Annotated in this window: 16 protein-coding genes; 3 read left to right on the top strand and 13 right to left on the bottom strand. The window is 56.1% G+C overall.

The annotated features are described in order from the left end of the window. Positions 1-36: 36 nt before the first annotated feature. The 9 genes from MHN28_RS22005 to MHN28_RS21965 form a co-directional block, all read right to left on the bottom strand. Positions 37-594 carry a hypothetical protein gene (locus MHN28_RS22005; RefSeq protein WP_239344855.1) on the bottom strand — a complete coding sequence of 186 codons (558 nt, stop codon included), beginning with the start codon at positions 592-594 and terminating at the stop codon, positions 37-39. A gap of 126 nt (positions 595-720) precedes the next feature. Then, positions 721-2,160 carry an NADH-quinone oxidoreductase subunit N gene (locus MHN28_RS22000; RefSeq protein ID WP_239344853.1) on the bottom strand — a complete coding sequence of 480 codons (1,440 nt, stop codon included), beginning with the start codon at positions 2,158-2,160 and terminating at the stop codon, positions 721-723. Continuing rightward, entirely contained in the window at positions 2,157-3,632 is a 1,476-nt protein-coding gene (locus tag MHN28_RS21995) for an NADH-quinone oxidoreductase subunit M (RefSeq protein ID WP_239344851.1), read from the bottom strand. Before MHN28_RS21995 ends, MHN28_RS22000 begins: the two co-directional genes overlap by 4 nt. An 8-nt stretch (positions 3,633-3,640) precedes the next feature. Continuing rightward, a complete protein-coding gene (locus MHN28_RS21990; RefSeq protein ID WP_239344849.1) occupies positions 3,641-5,401 on the bottom strand; it encodes a Na(+)/H(+) antiporter subunit D in 1,761 nt (586 codons plus the stop codon). Continuing rightward, positions 5,394-5,648 (bottom strand): hypothetical protein, encoded by a 255-nt coding sequence (locus MHN28_RS21985; protein WP_239344847.1) that lies wholly within the window; start codon positions 5,646-5,648, stop codon positions 5,394-5,396. Before MHN28_RS21985 ends, MHN28_RS21990 begins: the two co-directional genes overlap by 8 nt. Beyond that, the gene (locus tag MHN28_RS21980) at positions 5,645-7,093 is read right to left on the bottom strand and encodes a monovalent cation/H+ antiporter subunit D family protein (RefSeq protein WP_239344845.1); all 1,449 of its coding nucleotides are present in this window, start codon (positions 7,091-7,093) and stop codon (positions 5,645-5,647) included. The genes MHN28_RS21985 and MHN28_RS21980 overlap by 4 nt, the downstream gene beginning before the upstream one ends. 14 nt (positions 7,094-7,107) lie before the next feature. Beyond that, a complete protein-coding gene (nuoK, locus tag MHN28_RS21975; RefSeq protein WP_239344843.1) occupies positions 7,108-7,410 on the bottom strand; it encodes an NADH-quinone oxidoreductase subunit NuoK in 303 nt (100 codons plus the stop codon). After that, complete coding sequence (locus MHN28_RS21970) at positions 7,410-7,907, bottom strand: NADH-quinone oxidoreductase subunit J (protein ID WP_239344841.1); 498 nt, start codon at positions 7,905-7,907, stop codon at positions 7,410-7,412. Before MHN28_RS21970 ends, nuoK begins: the two co-directional genes overlap by 1 nt. Before the next feature lie 342 nt (positions 7,908-8,249). Next, positions 8,250-9,158: a complex I NDUFA9 subunit family protein gene (locus MHN28_RS21965; RefSeq protein ID WP_239344839.1), complete on the bottom strand. Its 909-nt coding sequence runs from the start codon at positions 9,156-9,158 to the stop codon at positions 8,250-8,252. Between the two features lie 100 nt (positions 9,159-9,258). Here MHN28_RS21965 and MHN28_RS21960 point away from each other — a divergent pair, with 100 nt between their 5' ends. Beyond that, complete coding sequence (locus MHN28_RS21960; RefSeq protein ID WP_239344837.1) at positions 9,259-9,408, top strand: hypothetical protein; 150 nt, start codon at positions 9,259-9,261, stop codon at positions 9,406-9,408. A 14-nt stretch (positions 9,409-9,422) separates the two neighbouring features. Here the strand turns inward: MHN28_RS21960 and MHN28_RS21955 are convergent, their stop codons facing one another. Continuing rightward, positions 9,423-10,058 (bottom strand): slipin family protein, encoded by a 636-nt coding sequence (locus MHN28_RS21955; RefSeq protein ID WP_239344835.1) that lies wholly within the window; start codon positions 10,056-10,058, stop codon positions 9,423-9,425. Continuing rightward, positions 10,058-11,488: a nodulation protein NfeD gene (locus tag MHN28_RS21950; protein WP_239344833.1), complete on the bottom strand. Its 1,431-nt coding sequence runs from the start codon at positions 11,486-11,488 to the stop codon at positions 10,058-10,060. Before MHN28_RS21950 ends, MHN28_RS21955 begins: the two co-directional genes overlap by 1 nt. 737 nt (positions 11,489-12,225) lie before the next feature. Between MHN28_RS21950 and MHN28_RS21945 the strand changes: the two genes are divergently transcribed. Then, entirely contained in the window at positions 12,226-13,194 is a 969-nt protein-coding gene (locus tag MHN28_RS21945; protein WP_239344831.1) for a hypothetical protein, read from the top strand. Positions 13,195-13,595: 401 nt separating this feature from the next. On the opposite strand, the gene MHN28_RS21940 is transcribed toward MHN28_RS21945, so the two are convergent. Continuing rightward, on the bottom strand, positions 13,596-13,928 hold the full coding sequence (locus MHN28_RS21940) for a YegP family protein (protein ID WP_239344829.1): 333 nt from the start codon (positions 13,926-13,928) through the stop codon (positions 13,596-13,598). Positions 13,929-14,282: 354 nt separating this feature from the next. Between MHN28_RS21940 and MHN28_RS21935 the strand changes: the two genes are divergently transcribed. Beyond that, entirely contained in the window at positions 14,283-15,269 is a 987-nt protein-coding gene (locus tag MHN28_RS21935; protein WP_239344827.1) for a M48 family metallopeptidase, read from the top strand. Between the two features lie 98 nt (positions 15,270-15,367). Here the strand turns inward: MHN28_RS21935 and MHN28_RS21930 are convergent. Continuing rightward, on the bottom strand, positions 15,368-15,584 hold a 217-nt coding region (locus tag MHN28_RS21930; protein WP_239344826.1), incomplete at its 5' end, for a hypothetical protein.

Genomic DNA, 15,584 nt, shown 5'->3' with positions numbered 1-15,584 from the left:
GGGCTCTCAGACCCGCAAACTTGTGTGTGGCAAGCGCTAGGGGAAGCTACCACTCGGCCCGTCGCCGCTGCATTCCCACTCGACACACGCACAATGGTCAAAGATACAGACCCAGACGCCACATGTTGCGGTCAGGTCGTCGATCCCGTCATCCGGATCGCCAGCCCCGTCCGTTCCCACATAAACCTGCAGGGCGCCATCAGAGACGACGGGAGGCCCGAACGCAGCGCGGTCCTTGATCTCGCGAACATATGCGGTGTTTCCGTCGCCTGCCATCTTGCGGCCGACATATGCCATCAGCTCTGCCCGGCGTTTCGAAAGGTCGCGAGTCAGCGCCGCTTGTGCTTCATGCGTCAGAGCCTGCAATTCAGCGTCGCCCTCTGCACCACCTTTGTGCAGAGCGCCAAACGATGCCAGCGCGCTGTCCAGGCGCGACAGATCGGCAATCACCCAGGTAGCGTGCCCATCATGCGACTTGGCATCGTCAACCGCTGAACGAACCGCCGCAAACGCGTCCTTCGACGGATTGTCGGCTGATTGTTCCAACGTGTTCAGGTGTTTTTCCAGAGTATAGATATGCTCCAAGACATTCATTGGAATATCCTCCTTAAATAAGCGGCCCCTCGCTCCGGATATTCACCAATAACTTGAACGTATTGTCACGCATTCTACCACAAGCAGCACGTCGATTCCAGTTTTCCGGGGCTGTGACACCGCCGCCTACCCCGCCAACACCGACGATTGCGCCAGTTCCAGGAACCACGCAGGCAGCAGGCCGATCACGATAGTCCCCAGGGCGGCAATAGCCAGCGCCAGCTTCAGGCCGGGCGTATACGCCAGCTCGAATTCTCCAGCCGGATTGCGCATGTAGATCACCATAACGATACGGATGTAGAAATAGGCCGCAACCACGCTCAGCAGCACCGCGATGACGGAAATCGCTACGTGCCCCCCTTCGATCAACGCCACCAGCACGTAGAATTTCGCAAAGAACCCGGCGGTGGGCGGGATGCCGGCCAGTGCGAACAGAAACAGCAGCATCGACAGGGCAAGCGCGGGGTGCGATCTGGAAAGGCCCGAAAAGTCATTGATGGCTTCACCCCGGCTGACCTGGGACCGCATCGCGATGACGGCTGCGAAAATCCCGATATTCATGAAGGTGTAGATCAGCAGATACAGCATCACGCTTGCCGCACCATCCGGGCCACCTGCCACAATGCCCAGCAGCGCAAAGCCGGAATGGGCGATGCTGGAATAGGCCAGCAAGCGCTTGATGTTGTCCTGCACCAATGCCACGAAACTGCCGAGCGCCATGGTGAAAACAGCGATCACGGCAACTACAATCCAGACCTCCGTCGCTGCCAAGAGCGGGTTCAAAACAACCCGCAGGATCACCGCGAACCCGGCGGCCTTGGGCCCCACGGACATGAAGGCGGTAATGGGGGTAGGTGCGCCCTCATAGACGTCGGGAACCCACATATGAAACGGCACCGCGCCGACCTTGAACACAAGCCCGGCAACGATGAACACGACCGCCAACAGCAGACCGGGGTCGCGTTGACTCGCGGTGACGGCGGTGGCGATACCGTCAAGTTCGGTGGTGCCGGTCAACCCATAGATCAACGATACCCCGTACAGGAACACACCCGTCGAAACCGCGCCCAGGATCACGTATTTCAGCGCTGCTTCGTTCGAGCGTACCTCCCGCCGCAAAAGCCCCGTGAGAACATAGGTGCAAAGTGCCATCAATTCGAGCCCGACATAGATCGACAGCAAATCGGTGGCCGAAGCCATGATCATCATGCCGGACAGCGCAAACAGCAGCAGCACATTGTATTCTCCGCGCTGAACCCGTTCGATCTCGACATATCGACGCGACAGCAAGAGGGTCAGTACGGTGGCTATGTAGAAAATGGCCTTGAAAAAGGCGGAAAACCGATCGGACGCAAACATGCCGGAATAGACAAGCAAGTCATGATCCGCCAATGCCAAGGTCAGTGCGGCGGCAACTAGAACCACGGCAATCGCGGCCAGATCCAAGATATACCCACGCTCAGGCCGGACGAACAGGCTCAGGAGCAACAAGACACAGCCTCCGGCGATCACTACGATCTCGGGCAGGCTGGCCAGAACCGACTGGAGGAGTTGCGTCTGGTTCACTCTGCACCCTCCTTTTCATGCACTTGTGTCAGCAAGTGATCGGTCGAAATCTGGATAATGCTAAGGAACGGCTTTGGATAAAGGCCGATCCATATCACCAGAACGGCAAGAGGTAGGATTGAGGCAAGCTCGCGCCGGTCGAGATCCCAGAAATCGAACCGCTCGCCAACTCGCGCAGCGCCCAGAGCCACGCGCCGGAACATGCTCAGCAGATACGCGGCTGCAAGAACAGCGCCAAGGATCGAAATGCCCGCCAGTAGCGGATTTGCGGCAAATGCGCCCGACAGGATGAGCAACTCACCGACAAAAGAATTCAACCCCGGCAGCGCCATTGATGACAGCGTAAATAACCCGAGAAAAATAGAACACAGCGGCGCGATCTTCATGAGCCCGCCGTAATCGGCGATGCTACGGCTGTGCGTGCGCTCGTACATTAGCCCAACAAACAGAAACAGCGCCCCTGTGGTTATGCCGTGGTTGAACATCTGTAGGATTCCGCCTGTAACCCCCCGGCTGTTCAGAGCAAAGATACCGAGCGTGACAAAGCCCATATGCGAGATGCTGGAATAGGCCACCAGCTTTTTCAGATCGTCCTGCGCCAGCGCCAGCAAACCCCCATAAACGATCGCAACGGCGGACAGGACCAGCATCAGGGTCGAGAAATGAACCGATGCCTCGGGCAGCATCGGCAGTGAGAAACGCAGAAACCCGTAGGTGCCCATCTTCAACAGAACACCCGCCAGAATGATACTGCCCGCTGTAGGCGCCTCGACATGGGCATCCGGCAGCCAGGTGTGCACCGGCACCATCGGCACCTTCACGGCAAAGGCGATGAGAAACGCAAAAAACAGCCAGGCTTGCGTTACGAACCCAAGATCCGCGTTCATCAGGGCAAGAATGTCGAAGGTCCTGCCGCCCTGAAAATACAGCACGATGATCCCAATCAGAAACAGTACGCTGCCCGCCAATGTGTAGAGGAAGAATTTGAACGCCGCATACACGCGCCGCTCGCCGCCCCAAATTCCGATGATCGCGTACATCGGCACCAGCATCGCCTCCCAGAACACGTAGAACAGAAACAGATCAAGCGCCGAAAAGACGCCCAGCATCAGCGCCTGCATTGTAAGCAGACTGACCATGAAAGCCTTGATCATCTTCGCGATGGCGTTCCATGAGGCTAAAACACAGATCCAGCCAAGGAGAGCGGTGAGGAAAACAAATAGCACCGATATCCCGTCAACCGCGACCGCGTATTTGATCCCCAGTGCAGGTATCCAGTTCCGCTGTTCGGCAAACTGCATCTCATGCGTGGAGGTGTCGAAACTCAGCAGCAGAAGCAGGCAGAGGCCAAAATCGACAAGCGTAACCGCAAATGCGGTCCATTTTATCGTCTGCGCATCCCGCATGAACAGAACAACCACAGCCCCCGCCACCGGCAGAAAGATGATGAGGCTGAGCAACGGAAACCCCATGCCACCTCCTAAAGCCACACAACGGCGAAAACGGTGATGGCGGCGATAACGCCCGCGATCATTCCAACCGCGTAATGGGTCACGATGCCAGTCTGGACCCGGCGCAGTCGTTCACCGCTGCGTAGTACCTTGCGGGCAACGCCGTTCACTATCGCATCAATCCCGCCCAGATCGGCTCGAAGCCCGGCCTGCGCCGAACGGTGCATAAAGGGCAGCAAAGTTTTTTCCGACACCGCGCTGACTGCCTGTTCATAGCGCGCGAACGGCTTTTCAGCGAAGCGCATGAACGCCCGCGCACCCTTTCGATAGACCCAATCGGTGTCGATGCTGATCGTATCCTCGGGGTCCAGCGCCTTGAGGAACAGCACAAAACCAAGCGCCGTGAACATCAGGATACCGAGACTCTCGGTCACGTGCGCCCATGTATAGGGGTGATAATCGACCTCATAAGGCAGCAGCGCATAGAGAGGCGCGGGATAGACGCCGATGCCGATGCACAGTGCCGCGGCGATACTCATGGCGATCAGCATGTTGCGCGGCGGCTCGGGCGGGCGCAGGCCGCTGTCCCGACCAAAGAACATGTAATAGGGCAGTTTCAGACCGGTATGCAGAAACGTCCCCGACGACGCCAGCGTCAGAAGCAACATCACCGCTGCCCGGTGATCGTACCCGGCAGCGGCGACCACCATCGACTTGGTGACGAAGCCCGAGAAGAAGGGAAAGGCGGAAATCGCAAAGGCCCCGATCATATAAAGCGTCACAGTCAGCGGCATAGTCCGGTAGAGCCCGCCAAGTTCGGTCAGTTTGCGCCGTCCGGTGACATAGATCACCGCGCCGGCCCCCATGAACAGCAGCGCCTTGTAGAGGATATGGGCAAAGGCATGGCTGGTTGCGCCATTCAACGCCATCTCGGTTCCGATGCCGATTCCGGCCACCATGTATCCCACCTGACTGACGATGTGATAGGCCAGCAGACGGCGGCAATCGTTTTCCATCACTGCATAGATCACCCCGTAGATCGCCATCGCGGTGCCGAACCAGACCAGCAGTTCGGCCCCCGGAAAGCCACGGGCCAGCACATAAACAGCGGTCTTGGTGGTAAAGGCGCTCAGGAACACAGCGCCAGTGACGGTCGCCTCGGGATAGGCATCGGTCAGCCAGGCATTCAATGGCGGCACGGCGGCGTTCAGGGTAAAGCCGATCAGGATCAGGTAGGCAGCGGCACCCAGCGGTCCTTCGATGGGGCCGAATATTACCGATCCCGTCGCCGCCCCGTGCAGGATCACCCCGCCCAACAGCGCGATACCCCCGGTGAGATGCACCATCAGATAGCGGAACCCGGCCTGAACCGCCTTTTCATCACCCGCTGCAAAGATGAGATAGGCAGAGGCAAAAGCCATACCCTCCCAAAACACGAAGAGCGTCAGGTAATCGCCGGCAAACACCACCCCCAGCGCGCTGCCGATATAGAGGAAGGCTGCGACATGCTGGCCAGGTCGGCGCAGATGCAGGGCGTAGATCATGCCGATCAGCGCCATGATGGTGAAGACGCTGGCAAAGACCAGGCTCAGTTTGTCGGCCCGGGCAATCAAAAGCTCCTGCCCCAGAAACCGGACTGCGCCGTATGAGCCGGGCTGGGCCATCGCAACGACGGCCACGGCAAGGGCCGGGACCAGCAGTAGCCAGAGCTTGCGGCGTGTCCCGTGCAAAAACGGGGTCACCAGGGCCCCGGAAAAGAACAATATTGTGGGGTGCAAGAACTCAGTCATAGTAGTCTTCGGACCGCATGAGCCCGCCCTGATGACCGAGGAACTTGGAAACAAAAATAATCGCCACACAGGAAGCGAACCCATAAACCGCCGACGAGCCCGGTATGCGTTCCCACAGGTATTCAACGTGTTCCCGGGGAACCACGAAATCTGCCGCGACGATCAGGGCCAGCACCAAGTAGAACAGGCGAAGGCGGAGATTGGCATATTTCGAGTCTCCAAAGAACCCAACGATACGCGCGATCATCTGACCACCTCCTCTGCCAATGTGATGAAATAGCCGGGGAAAATGCCCATCAAGAGCGACAAAATCCCCGTTGCGACCAGCGGTACCGTGACCAGCGGAATTTCACGGACGCGGCTTTCCCCCTCCGCTTCCTTGCCGAAAAACGCGATATAGCTGACCGGCAGGAAATAGGCGGCATTCAGGATGGAACTGACCAGTAGCACGACCAGAAAGACGAACTGCCCCCCTTCGACCGAGCCCCATGCCAGATACCATTTGGACACAAACCCTCCGGCCGGCGGCACGCCGATCATGCCAAGCGATCCGACGAAGAAGGCAGCCATGGTCCAGGGCAATTGCCGCCCGATGCCACCCATCTCGCTGATCTTCCGCTTACCCGTGGCGCAGTAGATCGAGCCTGCGCAAAAGAATAACGTGATTTTCGAGAAAGCATGCGCGGCGATATGGATGATGCCTCCGACCATTGCGACAGGTGAAAACAGAACCGCCCCGAGGATAATGTAGGAAAGCTGACTGACTGTGGAGTACGCCAGCCGCGCCTTCAGATCGTCGCGGGTCAGCGCATAGATCGAGGCGGTCAGAATGGTGAAAGAGGCCAGATAGGCCGTGGCGATTGCAAGCCCCAGCGCATCCATCAACCCGGTGCCGAAGACATCGAACACCACGCGCAACACGCAGAAGACACCCATTTTCACCACCGCCACGGCATGCAGAAGCGCGCTGACCGGGGTTGGGGCCACCATCGCGGCCGGTAGCCAGGCATGTAACGGCATTAACGCCGCTTTCGCGAACCCGAAGAGATAGCAGAAATAGACAACCGTAAGAAGGACCGGCGCGGCCTCGACTCCGGCCAGCAATCCGCCGGGCACGAAATCGAGCGTGCCAGCCAGATGGTAGGTCAGCGCTATGGCCGCCAACAAAGCGCTTTTGGATGCGCCCATCAGATAAACGAGATATTTGCGGCTCCCGTCCCAGGCCTCGTTATCCTCGTGATGATAGACCAGCGGGTAGGTCACGAGGCTCAGCACCTCATAAAAGATCACCAGCGTAAACAGATTGGCCGCGAAAGCCCCGCCAATGGCGGCGGCAAGGCTGGCGGCAAAGCAAATGTAGAACCGGGTCTGCGCATGTTCGCCAAGGCTGTGCATGTAGCCGATGGTGTAGATCGACGCGAAAATCCACAGCAGCGAAGATATGGTGGCAAACACCATCCCCAGCGCATCGACCCGGAACGCGAAATCGACCCCCGGCAGAACCTCGAACAGAACGAGTTCATAGGTTCCGCCCGACAAAACCCGGGGCGCCATCGACGCAACCAGCGCAAACAGAACCACTGACGCGACGGGCGACACGAGGTCCCGTGGCCCAACGCGATCACGGAGATAAAGTACCAGCCCTGATGCCAGCCCGGCAATGGCGATGGCCAGAAGCGGCCTTATGGACACAACCGCCTCCACCGCTAACCCCGCATGATCGTGATTTCATCGACCTTCAGCGTGGCCTTGTTCCGCACCAATGCAACAAGGATACCAAGAGCGATGGCAACTTCCGCCGCGGTAATTGCGATAATGAAAATCGCGAAGATGCGGCCACGGAAATCGTCATGGAAATGAGCGAACGCGATAAAGTTGATGTTGACCGAGTTCAGCAGCAGCTCCAGCGACATCAAGACCACAAGGATATTACGTCGCACCAGAACCCCAGCTGCACCAACCACGAAGAGGATGACACCCAGAATGATATACCAAGACAGCGGCACCATCAGCGCGACTCCTTCTGTGCCAGCACGATGGCACCGACCAGGGCAACAAGCAGGATGACCGAGGCCACTTCGAAGGGCAGCAGGTAATCGGCAAACAACGTCGTACCCAGCTCGCGGATCTCACCGCCGGTTGTAGTCCCCGCGATGGTTTCTGGGAACTGCCTGCCCATCAGGACAAGTACCAGCATCTCAATCCCCAAAAGCGCCACCAGTCCGAAAGCGGCAAAGTTGCTCCCCGGCAGAAACCGTCGTAGCGTTGCATCGCGGATATCCAGCATCATGGTCACGAACAGGAACAGAACCAGGATCGCGCCGACATAGACAAAGATCTGGATAACCGCGAGAAGCGGTGCCTGAAGCATCACGAAAATTGCCGAAATATTGACGAAACAAGCCATCAGTGCCACCGCGCTGTGGATCGGATTGCGCGCAAACACCACTCCCAGGGCCGCGGCCACAGCCCCAATCGCAAATAGCAGAAAAAACCCCTGTTCCATCGACGTCGACTCCCGACGCGCGTTTTCATTCCGGCACGATACTGCCGGAAATCGGACTGTGGTAATGTTCAATGTGTCAGTGAATTGTGCCTCAAATCACCTTTTTTAACAAGAATTTCTCGGTGTTAGGTGTCCCAAACCAAATCCAACCCGCCTTTTCGCATTCACTAAGCAAACCTCAGCGCAGTCGTATCGCAGTGGCTTTCCGCCAGGTCACGCCCTTCAGTAAACGACTAGAACCATACCCCACAAAGGCCGCCGTTTGCTCGATTCTCCAAAATCTCAGATGCTTCACTCAGAGTACCTGCATGTGTTGCCAATTGAGACGGCACTGCGGTTTGGTCACACCAATCCCAACGCTATTGCGGATTTCGGATCGATCCCAAGATTCGTGAAATTTGCGACATTCGCACCGACTACATTATCCTGCTGCATGAGCGCCACCTGCGCAGATGTGATCGGTGGCTTGGGCAGGATTGCCAACACTGCTGCAAGGGACCACCAAAACTTGTAAGGCACGGGCAGCAGAAGTCTCTTCTTGCCACCGCGCTGCGCCAGTCGTTGAATTATGTCCTTGTATGAAAATACATCTGGCCCACCCAGTTCGTACACGCGACCACGACAATCGGCAAAATCCGAAGCACGGGCCACCGCCTTCGCAACGTCACCGACGTAGACCGGTTGCAATCGAACGCTGCCGTCACCGAACAGTGGAAGGATTGGCATGCGCCGAACGATTGAATCAAGATCGCCGAAAAACGCGCCGCTGCGGCTGAACATAACGCTTGGACGCAATATCGTGGCCGCTGGAAAGGCCCGGCGCACCTCGTCTTCTCCTTGCGCTCGAGCGCGAACGTAGGTTGAAGCAGAGATTCGATTAGCACCAATTCCAGAAATGTGAACAAGACGGCTTACACCAACTGACATCGCCGCCTTGGCGACTGCACACGCTCCGTTCACATGCACATCCCTGAACGTATCCGTGCGGGTTGCGAAATAATGGCCGATGCAGTTGACCACTGTTGCCGCACCCACAAAGGCGCGTTCCAATTTTCCGGAATCTCTTATACTAATTTGCACCACGCGAACATCACGATTGGGATCACCGTTTGATTGCGTGATCTTTTTCGGATAGCGCGTCGCGATGCTGACAGCGAACCCCTGGTCCAACAACATCTGAACGACACGACGTCCAAGGAAACCTGTGCCCCCGAGCACGATAATTGATTCCTTGGATCTTGGTGTGATCACATTTACCTCCTCCTTCGCGGCGTTTCCGCAAACCAGCCTGGAACACTCGGGCACAATGTCTGAGACCAGAAGCGGTTAGTCAGAGGCGCGCAAGCGACGCATGGAAGAGAAACGCAAGACAATCGACTACGCCTCATTCACTATTCTTTTGAGCCTTCGGAAGAAGATCGATGGGCAGCGGAAAAACAACCGTCGTCGTACCGTCGGCAGCAATGTCATTAAGAGCGTTGAAGTAACGCAGTTGCATTGAGTTCGGCTGGGTTGCTAACAACTTGCCAGCCTCCACCAATTTCGACGCGCTTGGAACTCACCCTGAGCGTTGATCACACGCGCCCGGCGCAAGCGTTCAGCTTCGGCCTGTTTGGCAATGGCGCGAACCATGCTTTCGTTGATATCCACATGCTTAATCTCGACATTCGCGACCTTGATGCCCCAGGCATCTGTCTGGCGGTCCAGAATCTCTTGAATATCTGCGTTGAGCTTGTCGCGTTCGGCCAACATCTCGTCCAGTTCATGCTTGCCCAGAACCAAGCGCAGCGTGGTCTGCGCCAATTGGCTAACTGCGGCCCGAAAATCGGCTACGTTGATGATGGCGCGCTGCGGGTCGACGATGCGAAAGTAGATCACCGCGTTGACCTTGACCGAGACATTGTCGCGGCTGATCACATCCTGGCTGGGAACATCTTCGACGAACATGCGCAGATCAGTGCGTACAAGCTGCTGCACCACAGGAATGATCAGAACAAAGCCCGGCCCTGAAACCCGCGTAAACCGCCCCAGTGTGAACAGCACGCCGCGTTCATATTCCCGGAAGATGTAAATCGCGGCTTGCAGGAACAGGAACACCAGCACCACCGCAATGAGATAGGCGATCCATTCAAACTGGAATACTTCAATCATCATACTCCTCCGCCAGTTTCTGATTTCTCGCCGGTTGCGGGCCCGACATGCAGCGTGAGGCCGTCGACCTCCAGAATGCGCACGTCTTGCCCGGGCTGCAGGCCGGTTCGTCCACGGGCCTGCCACCGCTCGCCTTCGACCCAGACGAACCCGGTACCGCCTGACCAATCGAGCACGCGGGCCTGCGCCCCCAGCATCCGGTTCGCACCTGACACCGGTGCACGCCGATAGGCGTGGATCGTGTAGCCCAGGAGCACGGCCAGAATTGACGCGCTGAACAGTGCCATGACGCCGATCAGCCACCACGAGACGCGGAAGGCTTCGACATCCGTGTCCACAAGCATCGCGGCGCCCAGAGAAAAGGCGATAATCCCGCCAAGCCCCAGCACCCCGAAACTTGGCGAAAAGGCTTCTGCCACCATGAACGCAATACCAAGCCCGATCAGCGCCAGCCCGGCATAGTCAAGCGGCAACTGATTAAGTGCATAAAGGCCCAGCGTCAGGCATATGGCGCCGACCACGCCGGGAACTATCGCGCCGGGATTCCAGAACTCAAAGATCAAGCCGTAAACGCCAAGCATCATCAACACCAGCGCCACGTTCGGGTTTGAAAGTATGCTGAGAATTCGCGTAACCGTCCCCATCTCGACCCGGTCCACGGGAAGTCCGGAAAGCTTCAGCATATGCCGGGTTTCGCCCATCACCACGCTGCGACCGTCCGCGTCCCGCAAAAGTGAGCCCAGATCCGAAGCTATCAGATCGATAACATTCAGTTCCAGTGCCTGCGCCGCAGACAAGCTTTCGGCCTGCCGCACCGCGCTTTCCGCCCAATCGGCGTTGCGACCGTGCAATTCAGCCAGGCTGCGGATCAGGGCCGCCGCGTCATTGGTGGCCTTGGCCGACATTGCATCCTTGGGCGCCAGCGGGTCCACGGCCGCGTCGCCGTCTTCTGCTTTGCTATCTTCACCTGTCTCATGCGGCGGTTGCCCGGGCAAACCGCCGGGTAACCCGCCAATAGCAACCGGAGTGGCAGCACCCAGGTTGGTTCCCGGTGCCATCGCTGCGACATGGCTGGCATATAAGATATATGTCCCCGCGCTGGCCGCATGGGCGCCGGGTGGGGCGACATAGGTAATCACCGGAACGGGTGACAGCAGTATCTCCGAGATGATTTCGCGCGTTGCGTCGGCCAGCCCCCCGGGCGTGTTTAGCTGTAATATGACCGCCGAAGTGTTCTGGCTCCTTGAATTTTCAAGGACGCGTGCAACGTGGTGCACGGTTGCTGGTCCTATTGGCCCCTCGATCACCGTGTGCAACACACGGTTCCCGCTTGCATCTGCCACATCAGCCTGGCCGTTCAATCGGCCCGCCGACAGGAAGCACAGGATGATGAGACAGAGGAGGTATAGGCGTTTCCTTGCAATCTCCATGTTGGCTTTCCCACAGAACAAAATAGCGCGATCCCCTTAATTCTCAATTCGCAGACAACCCCGGATGTGATGCAAAAGGTTCAGTTGCAAAGTTCTGAGCGCGCTGAGTTGTCTTGGTGATCGCAATGAGCTTAAGCAGCCAGTTCAGCGGGCGCTGTCAGACAAAGCGAACCAGTCTCAGTTAGGCCAATAGGGCTGTCCTTTATGCCGCGCAAAGTACGCGCCACTCGGCAAGAGCGGCGGACCGTGTCAGCTTACCAGAATAGCGTCGCAGTATTGCATTGGGTTGCAGAGATCAGAAGATTGCTTCGGCTGCCACGAATTTGCGCAGTGCTTTCATAGGAAAATCGGAAATTCGGACCAGGCACAGTATCGACTAAGATAGTTGTACAACACAAACCGGACCTCCTCAACCAAGCTTTGCAATTTCCGATTTGCGGAAAAGCAGACGTATTTGTTTTGGTAGAAAGTAAGCGGCCCAAAGAAGACCTTCACTGAAGTCGCCGGCGCCGCAGTGCAGCTCCCTAAAACAGACATTCAATGATGGTGCAGCATTTGTGTCTTGCAGAAGACGGCGTCGCAAGACGGAGAGGCCGTTCAACTTTCAGCCGCAATCGTTGGCTGCCATCGGTACTGCGCATTGCACACGCGTACTGTTCACAGCAGGTTTGAATTTCAGATGATAAAGTGGTGCAATACCATAACATAAACGCCCACTTGCCCGATTGGTATTCGCTTTGGCATTTTTCGAGGACTCAGTTGATCGTGCGACCGCTCTTGCTGCGACCTGTGGTTGGTTGGCCTTCGGAGGCGGCGCAGAAGCCGCAGTGGGGGTAGCAATAGGCGCGGCTGGGCTTGTGGCAGTGGTTTCAGATGCTGTTCGGAAACATGGCCCAGAGTCTAGAGCTGCGCTCGAAAAGATGCGCAAATCAATACGAACCGATCTTGAGTTTTATGCAGCGACCGAAGGCTGGGATAACCGTGCCGACTTGGAGGCTGCTGACAAGGCAATGGATCGCGCTCTTACGGGTTGTTTTCTAGATCGCAAGGAGCTCGCGGAATCGTCGAGAAGCTCCGTAGGATTCCCAGACGCGGCAACGCCACTCATCCTAAACAAGCTGGCTTCCCGCGAACCAACTGTCTTCGGGCCCCAAGGTTCCGATGTAGCAAAAAAATTCGCCCATCTCGTTGTACGCGCCGCTCTAGAGGCTGCTATCGAGAATGAAGGTTACTTTCGACGTTTAGAACCGCACCTTCTAATGGAAACTCTGCGTGGCATAGGAACTCTTGAGGAAAAGCTGACGGATATTGGTAATGACATAAAGCGAATATTGGAGATTATTCAGCCGGTAAAGGCAACTCAGCGTGATTTTACCGGTCGAGATATTAGGTTAGAGATGGTGGTAAATAGTAGGGGTGAAATCATCTTCTTTCACGATAAACCTTTTGATTCAGGCTTGTTGTCGATTCAGTTTGACATTGCGACCTTCGAACTGTTCGTCCATTTTCGTAATTCTGGTGCGCTCAAATACTCAATCGCTAAAAACGACGAACTAATTGAGTATGTGAAACTGAACTCAACCGCCGTAGCCCTCGCGGTGCTGATGGATAGAGCTGGCGGAAACCCGATAGAGGGACGGTATGTCCCATTTTTCTGTCCCCCGGATAGCGAGCAAATTGTTCGCGCACTAAGTAAGTACAGCTGACCAATTCTCCATTTTTCCTTTGCCGCACCGGGCTCAAACCAAACATTCGGGCTCTATTTTGTCTCGCTGTTCAAGCCAACGGATCATGCAGCAAAAACACCCAATCATTAGGTCGGACGCGACTGGGTTTGTCTGTCCCATTTGGCATGAAGTAAATTCGGCCCGAGTAGTCTTCGGGGTCAACGTGCCACTCGCCGAAGTACTCCCTTTTTCGAATGGCACCCAGGCAAAACCTGCATTGGGATGCGCGAGGATAGGCATCTGGAAATCTCTGAGGAAATGCGAGCATTCGCGGCTCGCAAAACGAAGAAGAAAAAAGCCACTCCAACGGGGCGGCTTCTTGTTTCGACCGCGCAGACCGCCAAGCACGTTGCTCAGCCAAAAGCTCAGCTTTTGTTAGGTCAAGTCAGGTCTTCGATACGTGCGTCTGGTGCATTTCTTTTTACGGATTCAACACCGTTGTCCCGAGCAGACGCGCTGGTGTAGCTCTCGCTGGTGCCGATCACCTGCCCGTTGCTGGCCTTCAGGTTGAACATATACCCACCTGATTTGGTTTCTTTGCGCTCGTATCTATCATCATTTGGTGCATTCGTTTTTACCGACGCGATGCCGTTCTCAGCGCTTGCTTTTTGCACGTAGCCTTCACTAGCCAAGATAATCTCACCATTTCCGGCTTTGAGCCGAAACCGGAACTCTCCGGCCTTGTCTTCAAAGATTTCAAATTTCCCAGCCATGTTATTTACCTCTTTGCCGTTGAACAATAATTCACGACGACGTTGCTATGTTCTCCGGTCGGCAACAAGGGAAAAAGCCATCGCCAAAAGGGTTTCCATTTAGATGACTATGAATGCCACATTGGTGTCATTTTGACACCTTTTCTTGACGTGAGGCTCACGCAGTTCAGGGAGGGGCGCATCGGGTGCCAATTCATCCGAAATAACACGCCCAAGTCACTTCAAATGACTATCACAACCAACCACCAGAGGCCCGTTTGAACACCTTTTCGATTATTCTTTCCCTTTATCTCGTACTGCCCATGGGATCAGATCTTCCAGTTGAGAACGCTAGTTCTCAATTTTTGCTTGCCAATGAAATTGTCGAGCACGGCGGAGGATGCCGAAGAGATTCACCACCGGGCAAATGCTGCCACGCTGGAAAGCAACCGTACCACTGCCACTAATCTGATCAGACAACCAGAAAAGCACATGCCACTCTTTCGCAAAACCAGAATAATTGCCATCATCGCCGGTCTTGCCGCATTGTCAGCCTGCGGCACAACCTATCAGGTCACAGAGCTTTCAGAGACTCATCAAGCCGAGGCAAAGGCGATGTTTGCTCAGGAACGTAACCCACAAACTACCACGACCGGAAGACGGCTATCTCCAAAGCAGGCCATCAACCAATTCAACAGGGTAGTGCGTCGCGTTGAACCCGTAGCGGAAAATTTTTGCCGCCAGAATTCTCAAGATCGCAAGGCGTTTGATTGTCATGTTTTGATCAGGGTCGACACAAAGGCCGAAGAACGCAACGCTTTCCAGACCTACAACAAAGAGGGCCAGCCGCTTGTCGTGTTTACGTTGCCAATGATAGCCGACGCCCGCAACGAAGACGAACTAGCATTTGTCATGGGGCACGAAGTTGGTCATCACCTTGCCCAGCACATAGAAAAGCAGCAACATCAGGCGGTCGCCGGTGCAATTATTCTAGGAGCATTGGCTGCTGCCGGGTCGAGCCCATACGTGGATCCGAGCATAAACCAGGCAAATATCGAGAATGCGGTGAGTCTGGGGATGAAAGTCGGCAACAAGGCCTTCAGTCAGACTTATGAACTCGAGTCCGACGTCATTGGAACATACATCGCCAAAACTGCAGGCTATGATCCTGTCAGGGGTGCCAAGTTCTTCGCACGCCCCGAGAACCTAAAATCAGCCGACGGTCAGCTGAGTTTCTGGGGAACACATCCGCCAGATGAGAAACGCATCGCCGTGGTACTGGCAACGGTGGATAAAATGGAGAGCACTGGGTCAAAAACCCTCGAACGAGTGGAGCGCAAGAAGCCTACCTCCCCGGATTGATCTTTCTTTGACGACAGCTTGAGAACCACTACCCCACCCTTTCGGCGGGGTAGTGGATATCGAATTCGGCGTAAGCGCCAGCTTCGTTTTCCTCAAGATCAAAGTGCGGTGCGGCCAGCTTCGCCTATTGGGTTCGGCCCAGAGCTGCCATTCAGCCACTCAATAATTGCTGCTGCGTAGCCCTCCAAACCGGATGAGGTGGGTGGCTCCTGCTCCACCGGCATCAAATGTGCCAAAGTGCAGTTGTCATCGACTGCTAGGAAAGGAGCCACCCAATGACAGTAAAGACCGCAGGCCTGGATCTGGCCAAGGATG

The organism is Ruegeria sp. Ofav3-42, from assembly GCF_022347725.1.
Taxonomy (GTDB): domain Bacteria; phylum Pseudomonadota; class Alphaproteobacteria; order Rhodobacterales; family Rhodobacteraceae; genus Ruegeria.
This window is presented reverse-complemented; position numbering and strand designations above follow the sequence as displayed.

What these genes read in the sequence shown, in the direction of transcription:
- MHN28_RS21935 (WP_239344827.1), top strand. Translation starts at nt 14,283, where the DNA reads ATGAAATTGTCGAGCACGGCGGAGGATGCCGAAGAGATTCACCACCGG.
- nuoK (WP_239344843.1), bottom strand. Translation starts at nt 7,410, where the DNA reads ATGGTGCCGCTGTCTTGGTATATCATTCTGGGTGTCATCCTCTTCGTG.
- MHN28_RS21995 (WP_239344851.1), bottom strand. Translation starts at nt 3,632, where the DNA reads ATGGGGTTTCCGTTGCTCAGCCTCATCATCTTTCTGCCGGTGGCGGGG.
- MHN28_RS21970 (WP_239344841.1), bottom strand. Translation starts at nt 7,907, where the DNA reads ATGGAACAGGGGTTTTTTCTGCTATTTGCGATTGGGGCTGTGGCCGCG.
- MHN28_RS21940 (WP_239344829.1), bottom strand. Translation starts at nt 13,928, where the DNA reads ATGGCTGGGAAATTTGAAATCTTTGAAGACAAGGCCGGAGAGTTCCGG.
- MHN28_RS21950 (WP_239344833.1), bottom strand. Translation starts at nt 11,488, where the DNA reads ATGGAGATTGCAAGGAAACGCCTATACCTCCTCTGTCTCATCATCCTG.
- MHN28_RS22005 (WP_239344855.1), bottom strand. Translation starts at nt 594, where the DNA reads ATGAATGTCTTGGAGCATATCTATACTCTGGAAAAACACCTGAACACG.
- MHN28_RS21990 (WP_239344849.1), bottom strand. Translation starts at nt 5,401, where the DNA reads ATGACTGAGTTCTTGCACCCCACAATATTGTTCTTTTCCGGGGCCCTG.
- MHN28_RS21985 (WP_239344847.1), bottom strand. Translation starts at nt 5,648, where the DNA reads ATGATCGCGCGTATCGTTGGGTTCTTTGGAGACTCGAAATATGCCAAT.
- MHN28_RS21955 (WP_239344835.1), bottom strand. Translation starts at nt 10,058, where the DNA reads ATGATTGAAGTATTCCAGTTTGAATGGATCGCCTATCTCATTGCGGTG.
- MHN28_RS21960 (WP_239344837.1), top strand. Translation starts at nt 9,259, where the DNA reads ATGGAAGAGAAACGCAAGACAATCGACTACGCCTCATTCACTATTCTT.